Genomic DNA, 20,165 nt, shown 5'->3' with positions numbered 1-20,165 from the left:
AACTTCATCTTAAATTTAGATGTAGGAAAAGGTATTATAATATAATGGCTATATCCTCTTACTACCTGTTAATAGTTAGCTAAGAGATATATTACCAGTCAGATCATAACAGTATTCCAGTACTAAGATCTGATGTCAGTATATACCTCTAATCTTGAGCAAGTATAGCCCTGCCTGTGTGGCAATAACAAATACGGTCTGCTGAAAACCGTAGGATCACTACACAGGTATATACTATGAAAACGTACAGAGGAACACACGGATTACACAACGAAGATAATCTTGATCAAATGATTGGGGTAATTGACAACGCGAATAACGAATTTAGTAGCATCATGGCTTTGCGTGTTGATCTTCATTATCCAAAAATATGGGATCGAGGTGATACCCCGTCTTGTTTCCCCAATCTTGAACCAGGAGCAATATCCCGGTTCATTAACTCATTGCATGAGATACTGGAAGCCAACGAGTGGCGCAGGGAGCGCAACGGAGTTAGGGTTCATCCCAACACCTTACGTAGTATGTGGGCCAAAGAATTCAGTGAGTCTGGGAAATGCCATTTTCATATCTGTCTGGTATTCAACAAGCAGGCTTATTACTACTTAGGGGACGGCAAAAGCGAAGACTCGTTGAAAGGGATGATCACCAAAGCCTGGTACAGCGCGCTTAATCTGAAACTGGATGACTGCCCAGCGCTGGTTCATTTTCCTGAGAACTGCAAATATGTTTTGGACAAATATTCACCTGATTATCTCTATAACTATGGCATGCTGTTTGTGCGCCTGGATTACCTGACCAAACTTGAAAGTAAAATTTACGAGAAGGGTGAAAGGAACTTCGGTTGTAGCCGGAAATAGCAATCTGAATAGGCCTTCTCTGTGTGGGAAGGCCTTTTTTTACGTCAGAGTTACGTAATATGCCCCACGATCGCACAAATTAACCGGTAATCAGTGACGTAGAAGATCTCCGGGCTATCAGCGCTTTGCTCACAGATAAAGAAGACCCAAGCCTTATCTTTTAATCTTTTTGCTTTAGCTTCCTGTGCCTCTGTCCGAGTGTAAGTATCCCGCATAATCGTGCCATTCACATTTAGAGATCTTTCGGCATACTCACTCTGCCAACGAAGGAGATCGCTATGCGTAAAGCCCGTTTTACTGAGCATCAGATCATTGCCGTGATTAAGTCGGTTGAAGCCGGACGAACAGTTAAGGATGTCTGTCGGGAGGCCGGTATCTCTGAAGCCACTTACTACAACTGGAAGTCTAAATACGGAGGCATGGAAGCTTCTGATATTAAAAAGATAAAGGAGCTCGAGGACGAGAACCGACGCCTTAAACAGATGTTTGCCGATCTCAGTCTTGAGAACCGGGCACTGAAAGATGTTATCGAAAAAAAGCTTTGAAACCAGCCTTTAAGCGTGAGCTGGCAACGCATCTGATAACGACATTCGGACTCAGTATTCGTCAGGCCTGCCGGAGTCTGAATCTGAGCAGAACTGTTTATCATTACCGCCCGGATACTACTCGTGATGAACCTGTCATTTTCGCATTACAGGCTGCCGCCGAACGGTATCCACGATATGGTTTTCCAAAGTTATTTCAGATTCTGCGGCGACAGGGATACCAGTGGAATCATAAAAGGATCCACCGTATTTACTGTCTGCTTAAGCTGAATTTTCGCCGCAAAGGTAAACAGCGTCTGCCTGTGCGTAATCCATCACCGCTGGCTACACCTGAAGCGTTAAACCAGAGTTGGTCTGTTGATTTCATGCATGACGCTCTGATTTGCGGTCGTCGTTTTCGCACGTTCAATGTCGTCGATGACTTTAATCGAGAGGCATTGTCGATCGAGATAGACCTGAATCTACCAGCCCAACGAGTGGTCCGTGTACTCGATCGGATAGCGGCAAACCGTGGCTATCCGATAATGCTACGCATGGATAATGGCCCGGAGTTTATCTCTCTGACGCTGGCTGAATGGGCAGAGATGCATGCGGTAAAGCTGGAATTTATCAAGCCGGGGAAACCAACTCAGAATGCTTTTATAGAACGTTTTAACCGAACGTATCGCGCAGAAATACTCGATTTTTATCTGTTCAGAACCCTGAATGAAGTGCGGGAAATGACGGAAAGATGGCTATCAGAATACAACAATGAACGCCCGCACGAATCGCTGAATAACATGACACCGGAGGAATACCGCCTGCAACATAACAAGGCCGGGATCTCAAAAAGTGTATGGAACTAAAACGGGTCTATTTACAAGAGCAGCTTCCAACTCTTTGCGTACCACAGTCCGCTTGGCTTTTGACCACCCAGCCCAGTTTATATGGATCTGGTAACTTCGGGAAGGTTTACGCTTTCCGGATTCGTCTTCCGCCCACTCGCCAGACAACGGGATGATGAGTTTTTCATCATCTTCAACAAATTTGTTCCAGAGTAGTTCAGCATAAAAGATCTTTGGCTCCGGGTAGGGCTGAATTTTACTTTGGAGCTTTTTAAACACCTCTGAGTAAGTTTGCCCCTTGATACCAGGAACGTTTAGCGATATTCCTCGATCATATGGGAAGCGGATGAAGGCACGGCAAATATTGCGGATAGCATTCACTTGACGCCGGGATTGTCGTTCGGGTGAATTACCTTCACCAGATGCTGAGGATGCTGAACGCGTCGAACTGGACTTGCTTTCATCACCTGCGATACTTGGTTCAACAACCGGGCGTTGTTCAATCAACTTTAATCCCGAGGGCATTAAACCTGGAGCACTGTCCAGTATGTTGCGGACACTCTCCTTCTGGCCCTGGCGAATTACTGTGCTTTCAGCATCAGCATCACATTCATGATGATGTTGAATATGGCGTTTCTTTTTAAAATAGGCTCTGACTTTTTTATCTTTTTCCCATGCAGCAGGATGCATGGTTATACCACATCCCCAGCACACGTAGCCTTCAGTATCAACGCTATCCAGCAGCCAGAGATCCTCAGCCTCGACGATCTCACGGGTGCGTTTATCACGAGCAGATTCCATCACTTTCTCCTTATCGCAGAACGTTTGTATAGGCTCGTAGCCTTCATTCAAACCGCTGTTCCCTTTCCCTATCTTCCCGTTGTTCGCGTTCTTTTTGGCGTTCCACCCACTGAATCATTTTTTCACAAACAACTTTGGCAGCCTCGGCGATATCTGGACGCGCGTGTTTGCTCAACGTACTGATGGCCCTAGATCTAGCTTGCATTATGTTCGCCAGGCTACCAGTCCAGGAAGATGGAGTAATGCGCTCAGCAAAAGACTCCAGTACAGCTAGTGGCTCAGGTGAGGCCTCTAACAGTTCTATAGCAGCTTCGTGTAGGGTCAGTACACTCTGTTCACCATTCTTTGACCAAAGAGTTACGCCACCAGCTATAGCAGGCCCAGCACTGGGACATTTCTGGCGTGGCACCATGCAATTAAAACGTTCGTATTTAACCTGAGGTTTGCTTAAGAAGGGAACTAAGTGCCTGAGGCACGATCAAAGTTTTTGTCAAAGAAAACAAAATCGTGGAGATCCTCAGGCAGGTTTAATTTAGAAGAACTTTACTGCTGCGTCGATGACTTTTGCCAAAAATTTATTCCTCTCTGGTATCAACAGTTAATTGAAAATGGTTTGCTCAAACGTCGCCGCGAAGCTTCCCTTTCTCTCAGTGAAGTCATGACGATACTCATTTTATTCCACATGAGCCATTATCGTGATTTTAAAACGTTTTATATTCAGCATGTTAAACACTATCTTCAGGCCGATTTTCCCCAGTTGGTCAGCTACACCCGGATGTTAACCTTGAAGCAAAGGGCGCTCATTCCTCTCTGTGCTTTTCTTTCGTCACGCAAGGCCCAAACCCAGGGGATCGCTTTTATTGATTCAACCAAAATTGCCGTTTGCCACAATCTCCGTATTCCCCGTCATCGCGTATTTCAGGGCGTCGCACAGCGAGGGAAAACCAGTACCGGCTGGTTTTATGGCTTTAAACTTCATCTGGTTATCAATGATTGTGGTGAACTTCTGGCAGTGAAGTTGACCTCAGGAAATAAGGATGATCGCCATCCCGTCAAAGCGCTGGTACAAGGGTTAACCGGATGTTTATATGGCGATAAAGGGTATTTGTCGCAGGCTTTGTGCGATGAACTGGAAGCAGAAGGAATAACGTTAATCACTCATGTCCGTCATAACATGAAGGCAAAAGAATTATCTCTCTGGGATAAGCTGATGTTAAGAAGGCGATTTTTGATAGAAACGGTCATGGATCAGCTTAAAAATATTTCTCAGATAGCGCATTCAAGACACCGCAGTCAGCTCGGTTTTTTATTGGAAATCGTCGCTGGCCTAATTGCTTATACATTCCAACCTAAAAAACCGAGCTTGAATTTACGGGATTGTGATATCGCTATTTTTAAACGAAGCTGAGGTTATTTATCTTTGCAAGGGGATAAGTGCGAAGCCAGCACGACGATGAGACTGTCTTCTTCGCTGCTGTTCCTCAGTACCTTCAAAAATGCGATTGAGAAATGCTTCTGGCATCAACGAAACTGTCGTTTCAATGGTTTTATCAAAATCAAACATATATCCATAGAAGTCATCAACGACACCGAAGATTGTGTCCAACCACTCAATTTTTTTTGCCTCATTACCATCGAAACGCAACGCGGCATCGATAACTCGTTCCATGTAATAATCAATTGTCCCTCTTTGGCCTCTGTCGCTGTTTTTAATCCTCCGGATTGCTGCAGCAAGACCGATCAATCGAAAGTCTGCACCAAGTGTATCTGCAGATTTATCTTTACCATGCAGTATCATGGAGAGCGCATGCAAAATGACATTATCTCCGCTTACTTTACTTAGGAGCCGCTCAGCAAGATCGAGGACACGAACTCTCGGCAAATTGGCGTATTGTTCTCGCCATAGAATCGGCTCATACATGAAAGGGCGAATGTCTGGATCATCCAAATGCTTCATGCAGCGATCCAAATCATTTACCGTAAATTTCCCCCAAGGATGCAAGCCAACCAATACCTGTCTAAGTTCAGGATGCTGCACACATTGGTCGAGAAACTCCTGTGCTAATGCTGGATCGACAGAGTCAACTTCTTCAATGAAGCCACCTATGACTCCAAAGTCTTTATTAACATCTGGCTGCTTTTCTATTTGTTCAACAAGTCGCTGCCAACAAACACGTAGATCATGTGCCCCTCGAGCAAGTCCTCGACCAAAGACGGCACGATAGGGCATTCCACCGATGGAGAACAGCTCTGCTCCTAACTCCTCGAGCACATGATTTGATAAGGCAAAGTCCTGTCCCAATTGAAGTGCTTTGGCTTCCATTCGTTTTCCGGCTGCTGCATATTTATTGGAGTCCTCATGGTCAAAATCCGCATCCAGTGCCCAATAATCATGATTTGTACTCAACACATATGTCTTTATTGTTGGAATTAACTCAGTGGGCTCCAATTCCTTCTCTAAGGCAGCAAGATTGTCCGGCAATTGCTCAACATCATCTCCATCGCTACGCTTGGTATAGTCAAAATAGACCGTTGAACGAACGGCTTTCCAACCTTCCCCCCAAGGACTAAAAGCATTTAATGTACGGGCAGCATCGACGAGTTTGTCTCGCATCGCTTCTTGAAACCAAATTCCCCTAAATTCGTTAGCGAGGATTGATCGTGCGGGCCCTTCAAGCTCAGGATTTCCGGAAGTCCCTAAATGGACCACAATGTCAATGAAGGCGCTGCGCCACTCTATAAGTTCATCATAGTTGGGTTCGTATCCATAGTCTCTGGGTCGGGCTCCAAACTCAGTTACCCCAAATCCTGACCACGGCGGGCCATCCAAGGCAGTTGACAGCATTTTGAAGCCCAGAGATCTACGCGTAACCATGCTTGATGCAAGGCATTCGTTCATTAAAGCAATACGCTGACTCAGGGATGCGTGAGTACCAGACAGGTACGCCTGGAAAAACCTTGGGACCATGTTTCGAGCAGAATCCTGGTCATTATTATCGGCTTCATCGTCTGCCATTCGAATAAGGAGCCTAGCGCATCGCTCAAAGGCGTTCGGTTCGTATGCCAATACTTGTAAAAGACGGAGAACGCTTCGCCGCTGCGGGTTGTGGCCCGGTTCCATACCTTTAAAATCAGATGAGGAGAGTACGGCCTCAATTCGGTTGAGTAATGCTTCAGGTGCAACCGGCCCGATATACTCAAGTATTCGTGCCGAAACATCATTTAATTCGATTATTCCCCCAGCATACCTTCAGGCTGAAGCCAAGCCTCAACAACCTCTTTCGCAACAGGATGGTCGTGCAACAACCCCAGGCGGTGGGAAAAAGACATTAATAAACGCTCACAATCCGGAGCTTCAAAAGTCGCCCTAAGTTGAGCAACGGGAATACTGTTAAGTGCGGATGCTGCCAATCTATTCGCAATGGCATGAGGTAAGATAGCTCTCCAGTGAGCTCTTTTCTGGACAACGTGACGTTCCATCAGCTTCGTAACGGCTTTGAATAACTGGATTTTGGAATACCCTAAGAGCACACCCAATATTTCTAGTTCGTCGGTAACAGCATCTGGACTAGAGACCGAGAACGAATATACCAGAGACAATATTTCAGCTTGCTCCCGTAAATCCCCGTCGGGTTGATTACGTTGTTCAAACAAGCGATTAAACAACTGCGCATCAGAAAGCAGAGCCAAACTCTCACCTTCCTCGCCTCTCTCCGCTATAGCCAAAGCAACTCTTGCATTCCCATCTGCAAACTCAGCAATCCGACGGGCATTATTCTGACCAATAGCAGGAAAGCGACGGAGAAGAAGTTGCTCTGCCACCTCCGGACTATCTGTCTCTATGTGGATGACCTCAGTTGTCTGTGGTTTGTCATCCCTAATGTCGTACTCGATCGTGATGAGACTTACTTCTCTTCCAGCGGCTGATACTTTGCTGGCAAGTGAAGCGTGTAGTTCTGATGGGCAATTATCAAGGATCATGATGGCTCGTCGGCCCTCAGCGATCAGTTTATCAAGCATCGCCGTAGCAGAAGGTACTGGCTCAGATCCAGTATCAACATAAATAGCTACTGTCCGGTCAAGCGCATCTGTTCCAACTGTTTCATCGAAGAGTGCCTGAACGATCCGGGTCTTCCCAACACCAGACAATCCTGTAATACGAACCTCCTTATTCGTCGACCGAATAAGGGCTCGCATTGGACTAATTGCTTCATCAATTTTGAGTTTTTGCCCCTTTCCCGATGGCAAAGTAATGCTTACACCAGGGGCTGAGATTAAAGTGTCCGTAACACCTTGTGGTGGATTGCTCCACGCACCGTACGGTTGCCACCTTGTCCAAGCTTCCCTTTTACCCACAGCATGACTGATGGGTGTTGGCGCAACCATTGAATGAGTTTGGAACGGTCGTAGAAATCAAGATGAAGATTGCTTTTGTTAGGATCATCTTCTACTGCATCCCACATTGCTTTGAGACGGCCCGCCTTACCTGACGGTGAGCAATCATCGCCCAAACTGACAATGATGTAACTGCCTTGCTTTTGGGCTTGTTCAGAAATGAGCGATGAAAGCGCTTTGCCAGTGCCCATTTCCTTCTTGATTGCAACCTTTGGCATCTTATGTTTCTTTGCCTGAAACACGGTATCAGGCCTTACAAGAAAGCCAACTTTCAGTTGGTCAACTGGAACCTGAACTTGGATATCAACGCCTCCGTCAGGGGCTGTGATTGAACCAGACCAATTTACACACGCTGGGCTATGACCATGCATTGCCACTTCAGCTTCCGCAAGCCGAGCAATCAACTCTTCTAGCTGAGTATCGGAGAGCCGAAGTAATTCGTCTTTTTCAATGTCAAAGATTGCCACGCCTTCACCTTAGTAAAAATTTCTTTCATGGTTCTTATACTAGGGACACTCATTCATCCGTTCCTCGCTCTTAAGAGCAAGTAAGCGCTGTTTAAGTTTTTTCGCTTTGCCGGGATGGAACCGGGCGAATAGATGTACCAAGCCCAATGTTTGTGCATAAGGGCCTTTATCGAACTCGATTATCTCGCCCCTCAGGAAAGCCAGCTCTAAATGATGCACCGCCGAGCGTATCTGGCTTTGTCTGGCAGCAGAGAGACCGGGCTTTGAGTTCACCGACAGCCGAGTAACTTCCATCCGTTTTCCGGACGTTTTGATTTCGTGTTTGGTTCGTTTTGGCTGGTAACCGTGTCTGAAAAGCATGCCATAAACACAGGCTATCACATCCGTTTTAGTCGGATTATCAAGAAAGTTTACTGAAGAAACGGCAATATCATCAACGTAGCGGGAGTAAATTAGTCCTCGAGCCCGAAGACTGGCTTGCAGTGCCGGTTCATCTTTCCAAAACGCCAGGTTAGCCAGAAATGAACTAGTGATTGCACCCTGAGGTAGCTCCCCCTGCCGGGTCGTCAGTTTGGCCAAACACTCAGCTACTTCCTTATCGAAACCAAAAAAATGCCGCCATATGCTTTGCACTATTACGGCTGAAGTTGACGGGAAAAAACGCGTGATATCTTCGTTAATAACAATTTGTCGCGCCAGCGTGCAAAGATGCGTTAATTTTATAGTCACAGCCTTTCAGGCTACCTGTCAGATATGCCGGGTATACAACATAATCCAGAATGTTGCGCCTAATATTGCGTTGTATGTTTTTAAGGGGTTCATATGCATCCCAAGTCTGGCGCGCACTTCCGTCAGGCTTAGTTATTGTGCTGGCGAGCCGGTACATCTTATCTGCCCGACTGGCTAGGCTGAGGAGTTCGATAAGAGATATGTTCAGCGCTTTTGATAGCGCTGTCATACTGCTGATGCGTCGTCTACTGTAGAAGGGTGAGTCAAGCGGAGTGTGAATCATTAAGCAGCTCCAATGCGGTACGTGCAAGTTCCCCCTGGAGTCCTTTATCAATACCGTTAAGATCACCGGCCTCGGCAGCAATAAAGAATATAATGCTGACAGGAATGTTGAGAGCAGTAGCAATGCTGTTAAGAGTTGAAAGCGTTGGATCACGCTTATTGTTTTCAAGCATGGAAAGATAGGAAACTGAGCATTCTGCCTTCTGCGCCAAATCCGTCTGTGATATTCCCCTTCTGGTTCGACATAACTTGATGGCCTTTCCGATATTCATAATTAACCCCGCAAATAAATATTGGGCCTGCTGCGTCTTGGCTCTGTTGCATTATTTCATCCAATCATCAATGTTTGTGATCAGACGAAGCACAACGTCAATAATACGTAGTGCCCGGAAGACAATATCGTCAAACCGGAACCCGCTTTTTACCGGGCTGTCACGATGAATGCGTAACTGACGCAATACATCTTCCAGCTCTGCCAGAGCGCCAGCATCGAGTTGGCTGCAGTGAGCATCGCGCAGCTTTTCAAGCGTTGCGATGGTGTTCTTTAAAGTATCGTGTTTCATATTGCTCTCCTTTGAATCGGCAAAACGCCGAAGCCCCGTAACAAGGCGATGGCCGAAAGGAGCCAACCCGATGCGCAAGCCCAACACCAGTCTTCGCGACGATGAAGCCCCGTTTATTCCGATAGTGCAGTTGCCCAGTAGCCGCATATCGCGACTGGCTACATATCACCATCATGACGAACGTGCTTCAGACTGACCGATTACGCTGGTCTGCCCGTCAAAATCTCCAACACCGGATGAAGGAGCGGCCTGATAAGCAGGCAATTACGCTAGACCTTCGCTGTTACGATGAGAACAATCATTTTAAAGAACACGGCTCAGGCGGTACGCCTGACCTGTGATGAGTAAACCATATACTTCAAGTTTAGGCAATAAAATTTCACTGACAGTGAAATTTTATTGCCTGCTCAGTACACCTCATGCCTGTGGCTTCAGGTCTGCTTTGAGCGAGGTTCGGAAGTTCTCAATTGTTCTCGTACAAGATAGGCATACTAACATTGCCGTATTTTAATCAACGGCGAGCAGGTCAGTTATCGCCTTACGGTATCCGAGCTCTTTGATATTGCGGTTAGGTATTCTCTCAGCATCAGGCACAAAATTTAAATCATGCCAAAGTAGTTGTCCGTAGCTGTTATGAATAGCTGAAGCAAAGCTATTACTGTCGCCTTTGAATATTTTGTTGCAAGGGTAGTTCTGAAACGCAACTGAGTTGTTCGCTCATATCCACGTGGCCTTGACCAACACTGACACGTGCTGACTGTCTCCAGCCGATATGAGTTGACAAAGCAATGCCAACCATTTGAAAAAAGATTTCAAAAGGCTACTTCAGGCTAAGAGGAGTCTTTCACAGGTACTGAAAAAGAGGCTGAAATTAGTAAAAAAACGGTTTTACATTGACTTAAAGTGCACATTCTCGCTATTAGTCTTCAAATCCTATTTGAAAAACCGTTTCGTTAGGAGTTCCCATGAATGAAGATTTCCCTCTCCTAGATTTGCATGCCTTATTTGAAGAAATGGGCGAGCAGACTAATGGGGTAAAGTTTGAACGCTCGTTTGACGATATAGCCAAGAACAACGTCTTGGTTGTCGCTGAGCTTGTCAGTTTTGAGCGAGACAGCACGGTAGCTTTACTCGCTAGCCTTCTCACTCTTCCCGCACACCAATCTCAGTGTTTGCGCTTCGAACTCCTGACAACCCTTGCTCTAATTCACTGCCAAGGCCAACAGGTAGCCTCGGTCGATGACGCGAGACGCTGGCATGCTGCTATAGGGGCGTCGAGCAGTGTCATTGGAGAGGATCCAGCAGAAGATGTATTCGTATCCCTTGTTGGAAACGAGAGGGGCGATTACCGCGTGCTGGAAGGGATTTGGGAGGCCGCAGGTTTTTATACGCAGTTGATGGTCGATATTGTCTCCGCCATGCCGGATACGCACCGCTATCGCTCGCTTAAACGTGCGATACAGGCATTCCTCCGCCTCTCAGATGTCGTTTGTGCCCGCTCTGGCTTACACCGTTTTCAGGGGGGAGCAGACGATTTTCCTAGCTCTCTTGACACTGGTGGTCTTGATGCGAAAGCGCTCTGTTCACGTGTAATGTTGTCCGATCGTTTGCTCCGGGCAGAGGGGGTCGCAGTCGCTGACTTGGCACCTTTCATTCTCGATTCATCTCAGATAAGTACACTTGGCAATCAAGCCCCAGGGGAAGGAATACTTGAACAACGGCCGCTGCTCCGCACGCCCGGTGGTCTTGTGGTTGTGCTTCCCACTGCCATGACCATAGCACTTCGCCAGGCAGTGATAACATTTGCAAAGCGCACAGAAGAATTGGGCGCTCTAGACCAAGCGTTAGCCAACGCCTATAAACGTACCTTCTCCGAGATGCCGGTCTTCGGCAATGGCGGGAGGCTAAGACTGACTTGGCAGAAGTACAAGATGACCCGAACGGTGATGATGACCTCCTTAGTAGATGCAGGCCATTTGATGGTATTCCAGTTCGTCTTGCCTTCCATACAGCAACATACCGACACAGGTTTCAACAACATGCTTCAGCTTGATGATGAGACCGCGCAATTTCTAGATGCCTCTGTTGAAAAATCCACAGTTGAGCTCGCCAAACAACCCGGCTTCCAACGCGGTATGGTCGTGCGTGTTGGTTGCGGGTGGGGGGCAGGCTTTGTAGGTATGCCCCCCCAACTACCTAGTGGTTGGAAATTTGAATGGATGTCTGGTGCGGACTTTGTCCGGCTAGGGTCATTATCCGGTATGTCACCGATTGCCTTCTGGCGTGTGCAAGATGCGACTGAAACAATCGAGCAAGCTGGTGTTCGGTTATTCAATATGAACGGAACCCTAAACCTTTTTGGATGGATACGTGCCAATGACGGCCATATGGTTCCTCATGACCAGTTGCCAGATGACCGTATCACGCCGGAACACCCGCTAATGCTAATGATTCCCACGAATTTACTCCGTGATATACGAATAGCGGCAGACACAGGGCATGACCGACACCGCATTAGTGACAACAATGGCAAATGGCATCGAGTTATGAGGCCTTCGGCAGAAGATTTCTTTCCAACCGAACGTGAGAGCAAGTGCTACGCATCAATTGATGATCTTGAAGCGCAACGGCTGACCTGTGTATATGAGGGGCAAGGTAATCTTTGGGTAACGCTCGAAGCCCCAGAAATGGAAGATTGGATGCTCCTCGTTGAACTTGCCAAAATGGTTCAAACATGGATTGGGCGGATTGGCGAGGCACTGGAGGTCTTGAGTAAGCAACCAATAAAAAAATCATTAAAGGTGTATCTGCATTTTGAAGGTAATGACAATATCGACCGATTCGATGGTGAGAAACTTCCTGATGATCTGAATACATTTTGGCGACTTGAACGAATCCATGAGCATGGGGCGATTCGCGTGGTTCTTCAAGATGGGTATCTTGCAGGTTTTCGTGCATCGGACAACCGTGCAGAACGAGCCCTTGTACGCGCACTCGGTACGGCGTTTGCCATGCTTATTCGGATGGAAGAGCCGGTCAACAAAGGGGGCAAAGTTGAGCAGATGGCGGTGCCCAATGACAAAGCTCGCAGCTTCCACATAATGCAGACATTTGACTTTAACCAGTATTTACGTAGCTCACTGACTCATCGCCTTTTAACTATTGAAGATATTGACTCAGCCGCAGCTCGGATTGAGCTCGGGTGGCGGGCCGTTTCGGCAGATGCGCCATCACGATATCAGGGCAAAAAAGCGGTAGGAAAGCTCCTTAATGATGTTGTTGACGTGCTCCTCCAAGACATACAGAACGAACTTTCAAGATTTGACCGTAAGCAGACAGTACTGCGTCTACTTGAAAACGTTATAAAGGCACGTAGCGATGAGGTGCACTGGCGCAGTACGGCAGCAGCTGTCCTCGGCTTACATGCAGGAGAGTGCGCTGTCGAAGAGACGATTGCTAGACAAATGGCTCTCTACGCGGGTGCAGCGTTGACTTCCCGGCTAATCATTGAACTGGCTGTTTGCGCATGCCCGACAAGCGGCGGAATTGAGCCTTCAGACATGGCACTCGGTAAGCTTCTTGCGCGTGCATCACTGCTTTTTCGCATAGGTGGTATGTCAGATGCCGTGCGCTTCGGAGCTTTGCCAGCTGATATCCGCATCTCCCCCTTGGGAGATCTCCTCTTTCGCGATGAGCTCGGCGAAATGGTGCTTGAACCGATGCTTTCAAAAGTTACCAACGAACGATTTGAGGAACAAGCGGCACAATTCGAGCAGAACTATGTGATAACTGCCGGCGGGGGAGACAAAAAAGATAGTTCTGCTGTTGCAACGATCGATAACGAAACCGAGATTTTCCTTGCATTCTGGAGGGCTGAGATGAGCTTCACTCTCGAGGATGGAATGCGATTTATCCAGTTCCTTGAGTCCATCGGAATAGAGCAAAAATCAGCGATCTTCGAGATGAGAAGAAGCCAACTAGAGAATGCTGCTAAATCGGCCGGGCTTGCAGATGAAATTATTGATGCGTTCCTCAACCAGTTTATCCTCAGCGCGCGTCCGAAATGGGATGTGGTGCCCGATGGATTTGACCTTTCTGATATCTATCCCTGGAGGTTTGGCCGACGTCTTTCAGTTGCTGTTCGTCCCTTGTTACAGATTGAAGAGAGCCACGATCCATTAATTGTCATCGCACCTGGACTATTGAAATTGTCCCTTAAATACGTCTTCGATGGGGCATATTCTGGGCAATTAAAGCGCGATTTCTTTCTCACAGAAGGCATGAGAGACACTTGGCTAGGTGGGGCACGGGAAGGACACACATTCGAGAAAACCTTGGAGGCAGAACTTCGTGAAGTAGGTTGGACAGTTCGGCGCGGAATCGGTTTTCCTGAAATTCTTCGCAGAAATCTACCTGGTGATCCGGGCGACATTGATCTTCTTGCTTGGCGCTCAGACCGAAATCAGATACTCATCATCGAGTGCAAGGATCTCTCACTTGCTCGGAATTACTCAGAAGTTGCCTCGCAGCTATCTGAATATCAAGGCGATGATATAAAGGGCAAACCGGACAAACTCAAAAAACATCTGAAACGCGTATCACTAGCCAAAGAAAACATTGCTAATTTTGCCCAGTTCACTTCCGTAGAGAATCCTGAGATTGTGTCATGGCTTGTCTTCAGTGGTGCCTCTCCCATCGCTTATGCCCAATCCAAAATTGAGGCGCTGGCAGGTACCAATGTTGGTCGCCCAAACGATCTTCTAAATTTTTGATATAGATGCTACGCGGTCAGACGCCCTGGTGACCGCGCCTTTTGATCCTCCTATTGGAGCTTCGTAGTAAGAATGTATTTCACATATCAATATGATCTGATATGCACTCCTTTGGAGGAAAGCAGGCAACAATCAGTCAAGTATCAAAAGCTGCGAACTGTGATTAGCACGTGTTGTTATCGTTCAAGTAAGTTGATGGGGTGCCCTGCACTAGGGCATTTCCATCCCATTGACCTTGAACTTCTTCTCTGCTGACCCTGAGCCGAAACCCTAGGAGCAGCTCAATGGCACAATTGGAGGACTCTCGGACATTTGTAACATCGCTCTAGGTGCAAAGGGGACAGGCTGAGGGGTAAGACGTCAACTTTGAGCGAGGAGCTGACATTTGCCTCCAGGAGGAGGCTGGAAGATATCTAAAAGTTAATGGTTTTTTGCCGGAATACTTACACTTTTGTCCGTGTTGAAACTATTTTATTGATTTCACTATTGCCTCTGCAACTGGATGGAGGCGATAATGGTGGCAATAAAAGCGTGAGACAAAATTATGAAATTTACTAAGAAATGGCTCATGCATTAGGTGATAATCTTTTGGGTGAATAAGATTATTTTAGATATGCAATCTTAAATTCTTTTTACGGGTAAGAACTTTCAATCATGATAGAAACACCGACAGACCTTGAAAGCTATATGCAATATGTTTACTCATGCTTACTTAATCTTCAAAATGAGGGTGTTGTTGTTAGCCGAAGGGCAGTATTGAAAGGGAAAAGTACAAACCATGAAATTGATGTTTTCTACCAATTCGAAAGAGCCGGAGTTATCCATAAGGTAGCAATTGAATGCAAGTATTTAAGTAGGCCAGTCGAAAAGAAAGATGTAATGATTTTTCGGGGTAGGTTAGAAGATATAGGGAATATTCAAGGGATAATGGTTAGCAAGTTGGGATATCAGAAAGGTGCATGTGAATATGCTAAACATTATGATATAGAGTTGAAAACCATCGACGACATCCCTTCTCTTAATATTCTTACGGCTGAACAAGCTAAAGCAGGAGGATTACCTTCTAAAAATAATATAGGACAGCCCTTTTGGATATTAATGGAGAAATATCTGGATAATGTTGATGCAATATATTATGGGGTAGATGATGATTTAGATGGAAAATGTACGATGCCGCTTTTCCTGTCTAAGCGAGACGCCATTTATTTTTTAAATAATAAGAAATTACAAAGAAAGTTCGCGATTAGAGGTTTGACCCAACGAAATCTTGAGGTTCTAATTGGGTTTGGGAGGATTAAAGATTGGAAGTTTTATTTAATGCCTTCTCCATGTAATGCAGAAAATAATGGTGGTGTAATAATCTCACCTGATGCATTAAAAGATAATTATTTAATCTCTGAGATAACAGAGAATGAATACTCGGATGATTATTTTGTCAAACCTAAGAGAAAGGGCTTATCTTTAGCCAGAATAGTTGATGAGTTAATGGATGGCCGTTCGATTAAATTGCTGAAAAATATAAAAAGAAAGTAGCTAAAGCACGTACAGGTCTAACAAACCAGTGGCAATCAAATAACACCAGCAGAAGATGGCTATAACTCAGCAAATGTGAGGGGTTTAAATCGTAACGTTCCCACCCTTAGTTTTGCTTAAGGACCTGACGAACATCTTCGACATATTCCTTAAAACATGAAACCTCAACAGATGTACGTCCACTTATGGCACTAAGCTGCCAGCAAGAAGGACTCAAGCGGCAGCTATGAGCGAAGATCGAACATAACTTTGTTGTATGTTAATTTAAAGCAAAAAGGTCAGGGGCATTAATTCCCCACTGTAATATTTTGTTTAACCTTGGCATTGTAAATGCTTTTGGAGCCATCACAAACTTTGCTTTAGTGGTACTTCTCTTGGCATGTAAATACCATCACTTGGACGCCTGCGCTCTTCAAAATAGATAGCTAACGATAAATAAATTATTGAGTTTCGAGCTAATCCAATAAGTTGCATAAGCCTTGATTCAAATTGGCTTATTGGTATTAACAGAGAGTGAGAGGATAGTTTTTCCTTTTCATAGATTTTTGCTTTTAGGTTTATGAGTCTTGAGCTCAACTTACTAATTTGTTCTTTAAGCTGCCTGGATAGATGTGAATCATTATTTTCTTGGGCTTGTTTAAGCTTTAATTCAATCTCTCTAATTTCATCAGGTATCGTATTCACTACTTCTTTCAACTTTCTAAACTCTTCATCATTGTAAGTATTATGTGATGTTGCAAGCTCATAGCCAAAATCATCTACTATCTTTAATGAACGGTGCTCCATCGCATTTCTAATTTCTGCAAATGCCACCGCATTTGGGTCTAACCATTTAGTTACTAAATCGGAGTTGCCTACTTTTCGAATGTCTCTTAATATATAGAATAATGCGTGGATAAAATGATTATCGCTATCCTTCAGTTTTTTATGGGGTTTCCATTCATTATTCTTACTGGTGAAATCACGAAATAAATTGTCTATACTGATTTTTTTGTCATGCTTTATATCATTCAAATCAAAAAAACGACTAATTAAATATGCTATTTTGTCAAAAATTGAATATACTATTCTGAATGCTGACTTATACTGGGCAACTTTCAAATTATTAATTGAGTAAGTCATATCTTCAACATGTTGGTATGTTGAGTTAAAAATATGAGGTGCATCTTCTGGTATATCTTTTGAAGAAAAAATCAAATACCGAGCATAGCAGTAATCATTTTTTAATTCATCATAATTACCATGATAGGATAGTTCTTCAGGCATGGTAAGAGAACTATTAAGTGATTGGATAAATGATGGTAAAGCAAAAACATCCTGATAAGTAATCTCGTACTCACAAGCATCATTCAAGTCATTTAGAAATAATCTGTTTTTAGCACACCACTCTAAATACTTTTTCTGTTTTTTTGATGTAATTCTTTCAGTATACTCTTTGAAATAATCGAAATCCGATGTGTCAAAATTCTCCTCGAACCATTTTTTAAAGTCAAATAGTCGGCCTCCTTCCTCAAGTGTTATTCTTTGTTCAGGATATAGTTTCTTGATATTATCAATTCCTTTTCTTACAAGTTCATAAGCAACAAAGTAATGATATTCTGAATGCCCGTTATCATAAAGTGAATGACCAAAGAATAGTTCATTATTAGCTTTAGATATAATGGCTACGGCATTATTATCTATAGAAATAGCTTTATCATAGTGCGGAATGCAACACAGTACTCTACCTTGTGATGAAAGGCGATTAGCTAAATTTGTCTCAATCATAGACCTAAGATTATTATGCGCATGTATGCTATTTTCGTTTTCTCTCCAATCTATCTTTGAAAGCGTATGTAAAGCTTTTCTAAAAAAGACGACAGACTTCATCAAATCGTCTGAATACCACTCTGTTTTGCGATTTTCATAAAGCTCTGAATAGCAATTTCCTAAACAGTAAAGATAATGAGCCTCGTATAAGGGGTGAGTAAAAGTAAACTCCCGCTCTGTAAAACTCTCGACTAACGCAGCTAAAGAAGCGTGATCACCTGTAATGATGTATTGATCCGCAAGTTTACTGAACTCTTCAAGTTCATCTTTTACCATAAACAAAGTGACTCCTTAACTATGCATACATACTTAATGGCAAACTTCGATATTAAAGGTAAATACATAGTACACTATTTTATGAATTATTTATTGCACAAAATGTATGTATTTTGTTCGATATTGCGAATCTAACATTTAAGTTAAGGATGATGAAAGGTGACCGCTTAACCGTAAATTAACATAGCATCATGCTTCAACATGTGCTTCTGGCAGATAGCGTAAGCTCGTATTACACGAAATAACCATGTCGATCAAAATAATTTCAGATAGATATTATCTTAGTGAACCTTCCGCATCCCTAACCGGATTGCGGATTTTTTTGTTTTTCACTCTGAGAACTCCATATGCAAGAATTTGGCGGCCTTCAGGCCATTGAGAAACCACTGGTTTCACTTCCCCATACCCTTCGCAATCACATTCTTGAACATCTTCAAAAAGTTACGCAGTACGAGCCGGTGATCGGCATTATGGGGAAAACCGGTGCTGGTAAGTCGTCGCTCTGCAACGCCCTGTTTCAGGGAGAGGTAACACCAGTCAGTAATGTTGAGCCCTGCACCCGTGACGTGCTGCGTTTCCGGCTTAAAAGTGGCACTCACAGTCTGATGATTGTCGATTTACCTGGTGTCGGTGAGAGCGAGCAACGCGATGATGAGTACACAGCACTGTACCGCCGGATCTTACCCGAACTGGATTTGGTATTGTGGGTCATCAAAGCTGACGATCGCGCGCTATCGGTGGATGAACACTTTTATCGAAAGGTAATGCTGGCATATCAGCACAGAGTGGTGTTTGTGGTGAATCAGGCCGACAAGGCTGAACCCTGCCACGAATGGAACATCATCGACAGCATACCTTCCCCGGAACAGCAGTTAACGATTGAAGCTAAGCGGAGCGCAGTCCAGCAGTTGTTTTTGCCACACCATCCTGTATGCATGGTGTCGGCCCGAACCGGATGGAGGATTGAAGAGATGGTAGAGACTATGATGTACAGCCTGCCTGACCGTGCCACCAGCCCATTGGCGACGCAACTGCACGAGAGGTTATGCAGTGAATCGGTAAAAAAGCAGGCACGTGAGGGGTTTGGCGATGCGGTGGGAGAGGTGTTTGATTCTGCGGAAGCGGCATCATTTATTCCCACGCCACTAAAAGCGGTCATTCGTACAGTCCGCGATGCCGTAGTATCCGTTGCCCGTGCCGTTTGGGACTGGATTTTCTTCTGACCTGGCTTACCTGCGGTTATCACAGGGACATACCCTGTCCGTTCTGACGTTTTATAAACTGCCGGATTTGGTCCACTTTCTCTTTACGCCCCGCCACGGTTGATTTCGGCAACAATAAAAAATACGTCTTCTTGTGTCCATTCCCTGTCCTACCCCCTCGTTAAAATAACTGTTTTATTTTCAGCTGATTATCTCACTGGAGAACCTGTCTCATGACTCAGGCTGAACGCCGTCATGACCGGCTTGCCGTCAGGCTGTCGTTAATTATCAGCCGTCTGGTGGCGGGTGAAACGTTGGCAACTGAATTTGGCGTGTCGGTTCGTACCCTGCGCCGGGACTTTCGGGAACGGCTGATGTATCTGGATCTAGAGTATCGCAAGGGTCAGTGTCGCTTGCTGTCCGGTGGCCGCCAGAGAGAGCTGGCTGTGATGACATTTGCTCGCCAGTCGGGCGTTGAAGCACTGTTTCCTGGTATGGATAACCATCTGGTCGCTTCACTGTTGAGCGGTCCTGGTGAGTCTCCCTGCCTTATCTGCATAGGTATCTACACAATTCTCGTCAGAAATGGTATTAATATTCAGTATGCTTTCAACTTTTCTATCGCCGGGCTCGATGCCCGGCTCAACCGTCGATATCAATCTTTGGTTAAACAACATATGACCCCTGCCACTTCCCTTGCGCCGGCGATTAAAGATATCGCCAGTGCCCAGAAGACGACCTTTGCCACCACTCAGGCCGTCTGGCGTTTTCTCAACAATGACCGTATTTCATTTAGCCAGCTTAATCAGCCGATGATTGAACTGGCCCGACAGGGCATCGCTCAGAGTTCCCATGCTTATGCGTTGGTGGTTCATGACTGGTCTCGCTTACATTTTGCCTCACATCCGCATAAAGCCCAGCGTCTTCAGATGACCCATGCCCGGGATATCGGTTATGAGCTGCAAACCAGCCTGCTGGTTGATGCCGCTTCCGGTCTGCCAATCGCCCCGGTGGCACAGTCACTGACGGACAATACCGGATGTCACTCGACGCTGGATGAGAACCGGCTTCCCCAGGAAANGNNTCNNGATGNGNTGNCAGCNATGGTAT

15 protein-coding genes and 2 pseudogenes are annotated in these 20,165 nt (G+C 45.4%); 8 read left to right on the top strand and 9 right to left on the bottom strand.

Annotated features, from left to right (window positions below; all coding sequences use genetic code 11):
* Positions 1–236 precede the first annotated feature (236 nt).
* Positions 237–857, top strand: a complete 621-nt coding sequence (locus PTE_RS02760) for an inovirus Gp2 family protein (RefSeq protein WP_036843016.1) — start codon at positions 237–239, stop codon at positions 855–857.
* Positions 858–907: 50 nt separating this feature from the next.
* Here PTE_RS02760 and PTE_RS02755 read toward each other — a convergent pair whose 3' ends face one another.
* Positions 908–1,162, bottom strand: coding sequence for a hypothetical protein (locus PTE_RS02755; protein ID WP_036843014.1), 255 nt, complete (start codon positions 1,160–1,162; stop codon positions 908–910).
* Between PTE_RS02755 and PTE_RS02745 the strand changes: the two genes are divergently transcribed.
* A protein-coding gene (locus tag PTE_RS02745; protein ID WP_110742753.1) for an IS3 family transposase occupies positions 1,136–2,247 on the top strand; the annotation gives its coding sequence in 2 pieces (ribosomal slippage) (positions 1,136–1,397 and positions 1,397–2,247; 1,113 coding nt in all). The genes PTE_RS02755 and PTE_RS02745 overlap by 27 nt on opposite strands.
* Here PTE_RS02745 and PTE_RS02740 read toward each other — a convergent pair.
* Both PTE_RS02740 and PTE_RS02735 read right to left on the bottom strand, forming a co-directional pair.
* Positions 2,227–3,027: a hypothetical protein gene (locus PTE_RS02740; protein ID WP_245218984.1), complete on the bottom strand. Its 801-nt coding sequence runs from the start codon at positions 3,025–3,027 to the stop codon at positions 2,227–2,229. The genes PTE_RS02745 and PTE_RS02740 overlap by 21 nt on opposite strands.
* A gap of 43 nt (positions 3,028–3,070) precedes the next feature.
* Positions 3,071–3,439, bottom strand: coding sequence for a hypothetical protein (locus PTE_RS02735; RefSeq protein ID WP_036843009.1), 369 nt, complete (start codon positions 3,437–3,439; stop codon positions 3,071–3,073).
* A gap of 75 nt (positions 3,440–3,514) precedes the next feature.
* On the opposite strand from PTE_RS02735, the gene PTE_RS02730 reads away from it, so the two are divergent.
* Positions 3,515–4,435, top strand: a complete 921-nt coding sequence (locus tag PTE_RS02730) for an IS982 family transposase (protein WP_051477161.1) — start codon at positions 3,515–3,517, stop codon at positions 4,433–4,435.
* A 54-nt stretch (positions 4,436–4,489) separates the two neighbouring features.
* On the opposite strand, the pseudogene PTE_RS02725 reads toward PTE_RS02730, so the two are convergent.
* The 5 genes and pseudogenes from PTE_RS02725 to PTE_RS02710 all read right to left on the bottom strand — a co-directional run.
* Positions 4,490–7,889: pseudogene (locus tag PTE_RS02725) on the bottom strand (P-loop NTPase family protein); the annotation flags it as partial.
* Positions 7,890–7,928: 39 nt separating this feature from the next.
* A complete protein-coding gene (locus PTE_RS26180; RefSeq protein ID WP_245218983.1) occupies positions 7,929–8,522 on the bottom strand; it encodes an RNA-dependent RNA polymerase family protein in 594 nt (197 codons plus the stop codon).
* 43 nt (positions 8,523–8,565) lie between these two features.
* Positions 8,566–8,901, bottom strand: coding sequence for an RNA-dependent RNA polymerase family protein (locus PTE_RS26175; protein ID WP_241826180.1), 336 nt, complete (start codon positions 8,899–8,901; stop codon positions 8,566–8,568).
* Positions 8,882–9,172, bottom strand: coding sequence for a helix-turn-helix domain-containing protein (locus tag PTE_RS02715; RefSeq protein WP_036843007.1), 291 nt, complete (start codon positions 9,170–9,172; stop codon positions 8,882–8,884). The genes PTE_RS26175 and PTE_RS02715 overlap by 20 nt, the downstream gene beginning before the upstream one ends.
* Positions 9,173–9,223: 51 nt before the next feature.
* Positions 9,224–9,463 carry a hypothetical protein gene (locus tag PTE_RS02710; protein WP_036843005.1) on the bottom strand — a complete coding sequence of 80 codons (240 nt, stop codon included), beginning with the start codon at positions 9,461–9,463 and terminating at the stop codon, positions 9,224–9,226.
* A 173-nt stretch (positions 9,464–9,636) separates the two neighbouring features.
* Between PTE_RS02710 and PTE_RS25560 the strand changes: the two genes are divergently transcribed.
* From PTE_RS25560 to PTE_RS02700, 3 genes are all read left to right on the top strand, one after another.
* Positions 9,637–9,804 (top strand): hypothetical protein, encoded by a 168-nt coding sequence (locus tag PTE_RS25560; protein ID WP_157890181.1) that lies wholly within the window; start codon positions 9,637–9,639, stop codon positions 9,802–9,804.
* A 624-nt stretch (positions 9,805–10,428) separates the two neighbouring features.
* A complete protein-coding gene (upx, locus tag PTE_RS02705) occupies positions 10,429–14,235 on the top strand; it encodes an anti-phage protein Upx (RefSeq protein ID WP_036843003.1) in 3,807 nt (1,268 codons plus the stop codon).
* Positions 14,236–14,889: 654 nt separating this feature from the next.
* Positions 14,890–15,768: a restriction endonuclease gene (locus PTE_RS02700; RefSeq protein WP_051477097.1), complete on the top strand. Its 879-nt coding sequence runs from the start codon at positions 14,890–14,892 to the stop codon at positions 15,766–15,768.
* 345 nt (positions 15,769–16,113) lie between these two features.
* On the opposite strand, the gene PTE_RS02695 is transcribed toward PTE_RS02700, so the two are convergent.
* Positions 16,114–17,853: an LA2681 family HEPN domain-containing protein gene (locus PTE_RS02695; protein WP_081738134.1), complete on the bottom strand. Its 1,740-nt coding sequence runs from the start codon at positions 17,851–17,853 to the stop codon at positions 16,114–16,116.
* 347 nt (positions 17,854–18,200) lie between these two features.
* On the opposite strand from PTE_RS02695, the gene PTE_RS02690 reads away from it, so the two are divergent.
* Positions 18,201–19,076 (top strand): GTPase family protein, encoded by an 876-nt coding sequence (locus PTE_RS02690; RefSeq protein ID WP_036843000.1) that lies wholly within the window; start codon positions 18,201–18,203, stop codon positions 19,074–19,076.
* 212 nt (positions 19,077–19,288) lie between these two features.
* Positions 19,289–19,621 (top strand): annotated as a pseudogene (locus PTE_RS02685) (transcriptional regulator); the annotation flags it as partial.
* Positions 19,622–20,165 lie beyond the last annotated feature (544 nt).

The organism is Photorhabdus khanii NC19 (assembly GCF_000517265.1).
In the GTDB taxonomy this organism is placed as follows: domain Bacteria; phylum Pseudomonadota; class Gammaproteobacteria; order Enterobacterales; family Enterobacteriaceae; genus Photorhabdus; species Photorhabdus khanii.
Note: the sequence above shows the minus strand (reverse complement) of the source record. Positions and strands in the feature narration are given on the sequence as shown.

What these genes read in the sequence shown, in the direction of transcription:
- PTE_RS02760 (WP_036843016.1), top strand. Translation starts at nt 237, where the DNA reads ATGAAAACGTACAGAGGAACACACGGATTACACAACGAAGATAATCTT.
- PTE_RS02755 (WP_036843014.1), bottom strand. Translation starts at nt 1,162, where the DNA reads ATGCTCAGTAAAACGGGCTTTACGCATAGCGATCTCCTTCGTTGGCAG.
- PTE_RS02740 (WP_245218984.1), bottom strand. Translation starts at nt 3,027, where the DNA reads ATGGAATCTGCTCGTGATAAACGCACCCGTGAGATCGTCGAGGCTGAG.
- PTE_RS02735 (WP_036843009.1), bottom strand. Translation starts at nt 3,439, where the DNA reads ATGGTGCCACGCCAGAAATGTCCCAGTGCTGGGCCTGCTATAGCTGGT.
- PTE_RS26175 (WP_241826180.1), bottom strand. Translation starts at nt 8,901, where the DNA reads ATGATTCACACTCCGCTTGACTCACCCTTCTACAGTAGACGACGCATC.
- PTE_RS02715 (WP_036843007.1), bottom strand. Translation starts at nt 9,172, where the DNA reads ATGAATATCGGAAAGGCCATCAAGTTATGTCGAACCAGAAGGGGAATA.
- PTE_RS02710 (WP_036843005.1), bottom strand. Translation starts at nt 9,463, where the DNA reads ATGAAACACGATACTTTAAAGAACACCATCGCAACGCTTGAAAAGCTG.
- PTE_RS25560 (WP_157890181.1), top strand. Translation starts at nt 9,637, where the DNA reads ATGACGAACGTGCTTCAGACTGACCGATTACGCTGGTCTGCCCGTCAA.
- upx (WP_036843003.1), top strand. Translation starts at nt 10,429, where the DNA reads ATGAATGAAGATTTCCCTCTCCTAGATTTGCATGCCTTATTTGAAGAA.
- PTE_RS02700 (WP_051477097.1), top strand. Translation starts at nt 14,890, where the DNA reads ATGATAGAAACACCGACAGACCTTGAAAGCTATATGCAATATGTTTAC.
- PTE_RS02695 (WP_081738134.1), bottom strand. Translation starts at nt 17,853, where the DNA reads ATGGTAAAAGATGAACTTGAAGAGTTCAGTAAACTTGCGGATCAATAC.
- PTE_RS02690 (WP_036843000.1), top strand. Translation starts at nt 18,201, where the DNA reads ATGCAAGAATTTGGCGGCCTTCAGGCCATTGAGAAACCACTGGTTTCA.